At 68.3% G+C, this 8,835-nt stretch carries 7 protein-coding genes; 2 read left to right on the top strand and 5 right to left on the bottom strand.

Going from position 1 to position 8,835, the window contains the following annotated elements:
- On the bottom strand, positions 1-2,137 hold a 2,137-nt coding region (locus AOK18_RS13045), incomplete at its 3' end, for a DUF6049 family protein (protein ID WP_055694450.1).
- 248 nt (positions 2,138-2,385) lie between these two features.
- Between AOK18_RS13045 and AOK18_RS13040 the strand changes: the two genes are divergently transcribed.
- Positions 2,386-3,852, top strand: a complete 1,467-nt coding sequence (locus AOK18_RS13040) for a CCA tRNA nucleotidyltransferase (RefSeq protein ID WP_175400424.1) — start codon at positions 2,386-2,388, stop codon at positions 3,850-3,852.
- Between the two features lie 101 nt (positions 3,853-3,953).
- On the opposite strand, the gene AOK18_RS13035 is transcribed toward AOK18_RS13040, so the two are convergent.
- From AOK18_RS13035 to AOK18_RS13020, 4 genes are all read right to left on the bottom strand, one after another.
- The gene (locus AOK18_RS13035) at positions 3,954-4,457 is read right to left on the bottom strand and encodes an LppU/SCO3897 family protein (RefSeq protein ID WP_055694449.1); all 504 of its coding nucleotides are present in this window, start codon (positions 4,455-4,457) and stop codon (positions 3,954-3,956) included.
- Positions 4,458-4,580: 123 nt separating this feature from the next.
- Positions 4,581-5,843 (bottom strand): MFS transporter, encoded by a 1,263-nt coding sequence (locus tag AOK18_RS13030; protein WP_055694448.1) that lies wholly within the window; start codon positions 5,841-5,843, stop codon positions 4,581-4,583.
- A 95-nt stretch (positions 5,844-5,938) separates the two neighbouring features.
- A complete protein-coding gene (locus AOK18_RS13025; protein ID WP_055571708.1) occupies positions 5,939-7,021 on the bottom strand; it encodes an inositol-3-phosphate synthase in 1,083 nt (360 codons plus the stop codon).
- Between the two features lie 43 nt (positions 7,022-7,064).
- Positions 7,065-7,748 carry a PadR family transcriptional regulator gene (locus AOK18_RS13020; RefSeq protein ID WP_055694447.1) on the bottom strand — a complete coding sequence of 228 codons (684 nt, stop codon included), beginning with the start codon at positions 7,746-7,748 and terminating at the stop codon, positions 7,065-7,067.
- A 397-nt stretch (positions 7,749-8,145) separates the two neighbouring features.
- On the opposite strand from AOK18_RS13020, the gene AOK18_RS30800 reads away from it, so the two are divergent.
- Positions 8,146-8,835, top strand: a 690-nt coding sequence (locus tag AOK18_RS30800) for a transglycosylase domain-containing protein (RefSeq protein ID WP_167738680.1), incomplete at its 3' end; no start/stop codon positions are given.

Raw genomic sequence — 8,835 nt, 5'->3', positions numbered from 1 at the left:
GCAGCAGCACGCCGCCGCCGATGACCAGCATCACCGTGGCGGTGATCTCGGTGACCTTGACGTCGAAGGTGACGGGCTCGCCGTACTTCCGGCCGTCCTGCGTGTACAACTGGGCGATCACCGTGGCCCGGCCGTTGGCGTTGGCGGAGGTGGTGAACTTCACCGACTGGCTGTGCCCGCCGGAGACGGTGATCGGCTGTTCCTCGTAGGCGTCGCCGCCGATCTCGAGGCGGGTCGGGTTGGTCGAGGTGAGCCGCAGCGTCAGGTTCTCGACGCCCTGCACCAGGTTGTTCTGGACGGTCACGGGGATGGTGGCGCTGCGGCCGGAGAGCTTCGTCTCCGACTTGTCGATCAGTTTCACCTGGTCGAGGAGTCCGTCGAGGTAGGCCTCGACGCCGCTGCGGTAGGTGGCGGCCTCGGCGATCCGGCCGCGCCAGGAGACGGACATCCCGCGGTTCAGGGCCCGGCCGAACGGGGTCACGACCCGGGACGGGTCCGAGAGGATCATCGTGAACGTGCCGAGCTTGCCCTGAGTCCTCGCGATCTGTTCGAACGCGGACCGCGGCAACTCCTGCTTGCGCAGTGAGGAGGGGTACGAGGAGGCTCCGGGGACCTCTGTGGTGGCGGCGGGGTCCGGTTCGGCCTTCGAGGCGGCGGTGAGGTCCTCGGACTCCGACCAGTTCCCCTCCTGGACGGCCTTCAGGGCCTCGGCCATCGTCTGGGCCTGGCTGGCGGTGGGGGTGCGCTGGGGGGCGACGACGACGCTGCGCTGCCGGCCGGTCTGGAGGCTCAGCGCCAGGCTCTGGGCCAGGAAACGCTGCACGGCGAGGGTGGACGTGGAGGCTCTGGTCATGTCGCCCTGGAACACGGTGGACAGCGGGGCGTCCGCGACGACCGCCGTGGTGCCGCCGCCGATGGGGCGGGCGGCCGAGGGCGTGTACGACAGGCCACCGGTCTCCCGGAAGGTGTCGCTGCGAGCGATCACCTTGTCGGCTCCGGCGGAGGTGGCGACCTTGACGATGGAGGGATCCACCGCTCCGTTGACGGGCCAGGCGAAGTCCGTGGTCGGTTTCACGTGGAGGATCGGCTCCACCGTGTTGACGACGACGTCCGTGGCCTCCTTGAGATGCCTCAGGGAGCCGGTGACCGAGGTGCCGTTGTGGGCGAGGGAGGCCAGGTCCGGATCGCCGAAGGGCAGCGCGACGACCTCCTTGCCCTTCACCGCGCTCTGCACGTGGGCGAGCCACCGCTTGGCGGCGACCTGATGGCCGCCGGCCGTGGTGGTGTCACCCGGGCCCTGGACCTTGTAGCTCTCGGTCATCGCGTCGACGGATGCCAGCAGATCCGGATCGACCACCCAGGTGACGTCGAGGTTCTTGCCCAGTGCCACCATCCGGTCCAGGCGGCCGCCCGGGGCGATCTCCTTGGCCAGGGCGTCGTCACGCAGGACCGGGGTCTGCTGCTCGTCGGAACCGGTCTCCGCCGTGGTGTGGACCGTGGAGATCAGCGGCCACAGGAAGGTCGTGCTCGTCTTCGTGTCGACTTCATCGGGCTGCCACGGCAGGAGGGTCCGCCGGACGCCGAGGGTCTGTTCCCAGGGCTGCGCGGCGGTCTGCCCGGAGAGCGCCACGGCCACCTGGTAGACGCCGTTCTTCCCGAGGCTCAGCTCGTCCACCGGTACGGAGAGGCTGAACCGCTGTGAGACGCCCGGCGGGAGCTCGGCGTACTCCTGGGTGTACTTGGCATCGGTCTCCGGGCCGATGACGCCCTGGACGTCGTCGCTGTTCCGGGCGACGTTGTCGATCCCGGAGCGGGTGTTCAGCAGGGGGCCCACCCGCAGACCGACGCGGGCGTCGGTGACGGCTTGCCTGCCCTTGTTGGTCACCGTGCCGGACACCGTGACGGTGTCGTCCTCGCCGGGAAGGCCGGGGGTGAGCGAGTTCACGGAGACGGAGACGGAGCCCGCGCCGGAGACGGCCTGCACGGAACTCCCCGCGGCGGCGGCCGCAGGGGACACGGCGGGCCACTGGAGCAGCCCCGTCAGCAGGGGGACTCCGGCGAACAGGGTGCCGGTGCGCCGCAGCCAGCGGCGGGCAGGTGAGGGATGCGTCCCCTGGAAGTCTGCCGCCTCGGCCACGTGCTCGCCCGTCCCTCATCGTCAGTGGTCGTCGTATGTGCGTCCACGCATGGTAACGATGCCCGGTGAGACCGAGTGCCGCGGACCGGCCCGCAAGATCGGGTCGGCCGCCGTACCGCCCTGTATGTGGCCGTATAAGGGGCGCTCTCCGTGTTCCGGGCGCCGGTCCTGTGCGAGGGCTGCGGGAAGGGCCCGGGCAGATCAAGGGAGGAGCTTCCGGCTGCCCGGGCCACGTACCCTTTTCTGTTGTGCCGAACGCCAACGAACAAACCAGTGCCCTGAGCCAGGTGCAGGACCGAGCAGTGAACGAACTGCTGCGTGTCGCCCCGGTCGCCGACGACCTCGCCCGCCGCTTCCGGGAGGCCGGGTTCTCACTCGCTCTGGTCGGTGGCTCGGTCCGGGACGCGCTGCTCGGCCGGCTCGGTAACGACCTGGACTTCACCACCGACGCCCGCCCGCAGGACGTTCTGAAGATCATCCGTCCGTGGGCGGACGCCGTCTGGGAAGTGGGTATCGCCTTCGGCACGGTCGGGGCCCAGAAGGAGGCCCGCGTCGGGGATGTCGACCGAAGCTTCCAGATCGAGGTGACGACCTACCGCTCGGAGGCGTACGACCGCACGTCCCGCAAGCCCGAGGTGGCGTACGGCGACTCCATCGAGGAGGACCTCGTCCGCCGTGACTTCACCGTGAACGCGATGGCCGTCGCGCTGCCCGAGAAGGAGTTCATCGATCCGCACGGCGGACTGGGCGATCTCGCGGCAGGTGTGCTGCGCACGCCGGGCACCCCCGAGGACTCCTTCTCGGACGACCCGTTGCGGATGATGCGGGCCGCGCGCTTCGCCGCTCAGCTCGATTTCGAGGTGGCCCCCGAGGTGGTCGCAGCCCTGCGGGAGATGGCCGGGCGCATCGAGATCGTCTCTGCCGAACGGGTACGGGACGAGTTGAACAAACTGGTTCTGTCCGCTTGTCCCCGCAAGGGACTGACCCTGCTCGTCGACACCGGGCTTGCCGATCATGTACTGCCCGAACTGCCGGCTCTCCGTCTGGAGAGTGATGAACACCACCGGCACAAGGACGTCTACGAGCACACGCTGATCGTCCTGGAGCAGGCGATGGCTCTGGAGGACGACGGCCCCGACCTGACCCTCCGCCTGGCGGCCCTGCTGCACGACATCGGCAAGCCGCGCACACGCCGCTTCGAGAGTGACGGCCGGGTCTCGTTCCACCACCACGAGGTGGTGGGGGCGAAGATGACGAAGAAGCGTCTGACGGCCCTCAAGTACTCCAACGAGTTGGTGAAGGACGTCTCGCGCCTGGTCGAACTCCACCTGCGGTTCCACGGCTACGGCACGGGAGAGTGGACGGACTCCGCGGTCCGCCGTTACGTCCGCGACGCGGGGCCGCTCCTGAGCCGGCTCCACAAGCTGACCCGTTCGGACTGCACGACACGCAATCGGCGTAGGGCCACTGCCCTCTCGCGTGCGTATGACGGTCTGGAGGAGCGGATTGCGAAGCTTCAGGAGCAGGAAGAGCTGGACGCCATCCGTCCGGACCTCGACGGAAACCAGATCATGGAGGTCCTCGGCGTCGGTCCCGGGCCGGCGGTCGGTCAGGCGTACAAGCACATGCTGGAACTCCGGCTGGAGAACGGTCCGATGGAACACGGCGCAGCGGTGGCGGCCCTCAAGGAGTGGTGGGCCGGACAGCAGGGCTGAGAGCGTAGCGCCGGCTCATGTTTCACGTGGAACGTGAGTCGGCACGGGATGCGCGAAGGGGCGGTGTTTCACGTGAAACACCGCCCCTTCGCGTGCCCGCCTTACTTCTTGTAGTCCTTCAGGCAGAGCAGGAAGTCCTTGCCGTCACCACTCTGGGTGTACACGTACTGGAAGTCCTTGGCCTCGGCCTCGCACTTGCCGGAAGCCAGGGTGTCAGAGAGGAACGAGCCGTCGATCTTGGCCAGTACCTCGTACTGGGCGTCCGAGGAGCTGCAGTCGACGACCTCGAGATCGGGATTGTCGTCACTGGCGCTGCCACGGTGCATGCAGTCGCCGACTGCCGCGGTGTTGGCATCGTCGCGGCTGGAGATGAAAGCGCCGATGGCTGCACCGACGAGCACCACGACGACGACGATGTTCTTGATCGTCTTGAAGCCGATCTTGCGGCGCGGCTGTTCCGGGGGGACGGGTGCGCCCTGCGGGGGGAATCCAGGCTGACCGGCCTGCGGGGGGAAGCCCGGCTGCCCCTGCGCGAAGGGATTCTGGCCCTGGGGCTGCTGCTGGCCCTGAGCGAACGGGTTGCCCTGAGGCGGCGGAGTGGTCACTTGGAGGTCCCCCTGGAACACGAGTGCGTGGCGTGAATTACGCGTTGATCAGACGCACGTAAGTTATCGGGCGCCACTGACAACGTCCTCCCGTGCGAGACGTCTGTGGCACTGATGTGACACTTACTGCCGTTCAAAACGTCCGATAGCTACAGCTACTGCCCCGTAGATAAAGGCGATTGTTACCACCAGAGGGACCGATCGACCGTCCGGCGGGAGCATCAGGGCGGCCACTGCGGCAGCACCGACGAAGGCCACGTTGAAGAGGACGTCATAGAGGGAGAAGATCCGGCCACGGAAGGCGTCGTCGACGGTGGACTGGACGACGGTGTCCGTGGCGATCTTCGCGCCCTGGCTGGTCAGGCCCAGGACGAATGCTCCGATCAGCAGCGGACCACCGGCGAAGGGCAGGCCGAACGCCGGCTCCAGGACCGCGGCGGCCGCCGCGCACAGCATGATCCAGCGGCCGGGCCCGAAACGCCCCGCGGCCCAGGGGGTCACGACGGCGGCGACGAAGAAACCGGCGCCGGACATGCCCAACGCCAGGCCCAAGAGGGTGAGTCCCTCCTCCGTCGTGTCGGTCAGGGCGTACCGGCACAGCATCAGCAGCATGACGAGCATGGCGCCGTAGCAGAACCTCATCAGGGTCATCGCGGCGAGCGCCCAGGCGGCTTCCCTGCGCGAGGGCGCTGTCAGGTGGCGCAGACCTGCCAGCAGGTCGTGAGCGGTGCCGGTGAGTGCCGTGGCCAGTCCCGGCCGCGTCAGTCTCCGGTCGGGACCCAGCAGCCCCTTCGCGATGCGCAGCGATGCCAGAGCCGCGCACAGGTACAGCGCCGCCCCCACGAGCACCACGGCCGCGTCGGAGTCGGAGACGACCAGGCGTACGAGGAAGGCGAGCCCGCCGCCCGCGGTCGCGGCGAGTGTTCCGGCGGTCGGGGAGAGGGAATTGGCGACGACCAGTCGCTCGGTGTCCACGACGCGCGGCAGCGCGGCGGAGAGGCCGGCGAGGACGAAGCGGTTGACGGCGGTCACGCACAGGGCGGAGGCGAAGAGCAGCTGGTCCGGGACCCGGCCGAGGATCAGGACGGCGGTCACCGAGGCCATCAGCGCGCGCAGCAGGTTGCCGTACAGGAAGACCTGGCGACGGCGCCAGCGGTCGAGCAGGGCACCGGCGAAGGGGCCGACCAGGGAGTAGGGGAGCAGCAGGACCGCCATCGCGGAGGCGATCGCCGCGGCCGACGTCTGCTTCTCCGGTGAGAAGACCACGTAGGAGGCGAGTGCGACCTGGAAGACACCGTCGGCACCCTGGGAGAGCAGCCGGACGGCGAGCAGGCGCCTGAAGCCCTGAAAACGCAGCAGGACGCGCAGGTCACGGACGACGGCCATGGGGCACAGCCTCACATACGGGGAGGGTCCCCGGGACACACGCCCCGGGGACCCTCGATCACCACGCGCCGGGTGCTCACCCGCAGGAGGTGGTCCTAGCGCTCGATCTCACCCGCGATGAACTTCTCGACGTTGAGGCGGGCCTCGTCGTCGAAGTACTGCACCGGCGGGGACTTCATGAAGTACGAGGAGGCCGACAGGATGGGGCCGCCGATGCCGCGGTCCTTGGCGATCTTCGCGGCGCGCAGGGCGTCGATGATGACGCCGGCGGAGTTCGGAGAGTCCCAGACCTCGAGCTTGTACTCCAGGCTCAGCGGGACGTCACCGAACGCGCGGCCCTCGAGGCGCACGTAGGCCCACTTGCGGTCGTCCAGCCACGGGACGTAGTCGGACGGGCCGATGTGGACGTTCTTCTCGCCGAGGTCCCGGTCGGGGATCTGGGAGGTGACGGCCTGCGTCTTGGAGATCTTCTTGGACTCCAGGCGCTCCCGCTCGAGCATGTTCTTGAAGTCCATGTTGCCGCCGACGTTCAGCTGCATCGTGCGGTCCAGGACGACCCCGCGGTCCTCGAACAGCTTCGCCATGACGCGGTGCGTGATGGTGGCGCCGACCTGGGACTTGATGTCGTCACCGACGATCGGCACACCGGCCTCGGTGAACTTGTCCGCCCACTCCTTGGTGCCGGCGATGAACACCGGGAGGGCGTTGACGAAGGCGACCTTGGCGTCGATGGCGCACTGGGCGTAGAACTTCGCCGCGTCCTCGGAACCGACGGGCAGGTAGCAGACCAGGACGTCGACCTGCTTGTCCTTGAGGACCTGGACGACGTCGACCGGCTCCTCTGCGGACTCCTCGATGGTGGCCTGGTAGTACTTGCCGAGACCGTCGAGGGTGTGGCCGCGCTGGACCGTCACACCGGTGCTGGGGACGTCGCAGATCTTGATGGTGTTGTTCTCGGAGGCGCCGATGGCGTCAGCGAGGTCGAGGCCGACCTTCTTGGCGTCCACGTCGAAGGCGGCGACGAACTCGACGTCCCTGACGTGGTAGTCGCCGAACTGCACGTGCATCAGGCCCGGCACCTTGGACGCCGCGTCGGCATCCTTGTAGTACTCGACGCCCTGCACCAGCGATGCGGCGCAGTTGCCCACACCGACGACGGCTACGCGAACCGAACCCATTCCGGTTGCTCCCTGTGTGTACGAGTGAGGCCCTGAGCGGGACTCACGTGGCGGTGTCGTCGGGCGAATCCGGCCGGGGAGAGTCCCCGGGCCGGGGCAGGTCGCCCGACGCTCCAGTGGTGGTGTCCTGTCGAGGGGTCGCCCCGGACGCGGGGCCCTGGAGGTCCCGCCCGGCCCGCTCGCTCTCGATGAGCTCGTTCAGCCAGCGCACTTCCCGCTCCACGGACTCCATCCCGTGGCGCTGGAGCTCGAGCGTGTAGTCGTCGAGACGCTCCCGGGTGCGGGCCAGCGAAGCGCGCATCTTCTCCAGGCGCTCCTCCAGCCGACTGCGGCGGCCTTCCAGCACACGCATGCGTACGTCGCGTGACGTCTGTCCGAAGAAGGCGAACCGCGCGGCGAAGGTCTCGTCCTCGTACGCGTCGGGGCCCGTCTGGGAGAGCAGCTGCTCGAAGTGCTCCTTGCCGTCGGCCGTCAACCTGTAGACGATCTTGGCGCGACGGCCCGTGAGCGGAGCGGCGAGGGCGTCCTCGGTGGTGTTCCCCGGTTCCTCGATCAGCCAGCCGTTGGCGACCAGCGTCTTGAGGCAGGGATAGAGCGTTCCGTAACTGAAGGCACGGAACACACCCAGTGACGTATTGAGTCGTTTGCGCAGCTCATAGCCGTGCATCGGGGACTCGCGGAGCAGGCCGAGGACGGCGAACTCGAGGATTCCGGAACGCCGGCTCATCGTCGCCTCCTCTCTGCCGCGGTCGTGCCGTGACGGTCTCTCGGACGGCTGGACACCGCCCTTATGCCGAGCTGATGTATCGACTCGATACATCCCGACGATAGAACGGCCCCGCGGTCGGGACAAGAGGGGGTGGAGTGAACGGGGTCACATCATCGATCCAAAGCGAGCAAGTTGCCTGATTTGAGCTGAACTTCTGTGCTCGACGGGTTTTGGCGGTGCGTAGTCTGTGCGCCATGCACAACACCGGGAACCGAGTTACGCGTGGGGGCGTCCTCGTCCCTGGTGCAGTACGGGATGAATGCGGGGTCCACCGCATCCGTACTTCGGGGGGACCGGAAACCAGCTGCCGTTTCCAGGCGCGCGAGAATGCGCCTGCCCGAGGAGTAGTCCTTCGATGAGCGAGCACCGTCGCAAACCGCCGCAGCCGCAGGGAGGCGGACGTGCCGCGGCCCGACGCGGCCAGTCCGGCTCGTCCTCCGGCCGCCGCGCGGCACCGCGAGGCGCCACCGGGTCTCCGTCCGACTCCTACGGGTCGGACTCGGGTGGTGAGGGCCACGCCTATGGAAGCCGCGCCGAAGCACGACGCGCGGCACAGAGAGGCGGGGGCCGCAGGGCCGGCCCCGCCGGGCCCGGCCGGGGCCGGTCGGCGCCTCCCCGCAAGAAGCGGATCATCGACTATCCGCGCCACGACAAGTACGGCTGGCGCCGTTGGATGCCGTCCTGGAAGGTCGTCACGGGGCTGTGCATCGCGTTCTTCGGCAGCATGGTGGCCGCCGCAGGGATCGGGTACGCGATGGTGAGCGTGCCGAACATCGCCAAGACGGCCAAGGCGCAGAACAACGTCTACTACTGGGCCGACGGCAAGCAGATGGTCGCGACGGGTGGTGAGCGCAACCGCCAGATCGTCAACCTCGAGCAGATCCCCAAGGCGATGCAGAACGCGGTCATCTCCCAGGAGAACAAGACCTTCTACGAGGACAAGGGCATCGACCCCAAGGGCATCGCCCGCGCCGTGCTCAACATGGCCAAGGGTGGCGAAACGCAGGGCGGATCCACGATCACCCAGCAGTACGTCAAGAACGCC

The organism is Streptomyces prasinopilosus, from assembly GCF_001419695.1.
GTDB lineage: Bacteria > Actinomycetota > Actinomycetes > Streptomycetales > Streptomycetaceae > Streptomyces > Streptomyces prasinopilosus.
This window is presented reverse-complemented; position numbering and strand designations above follow the sequence as displayed.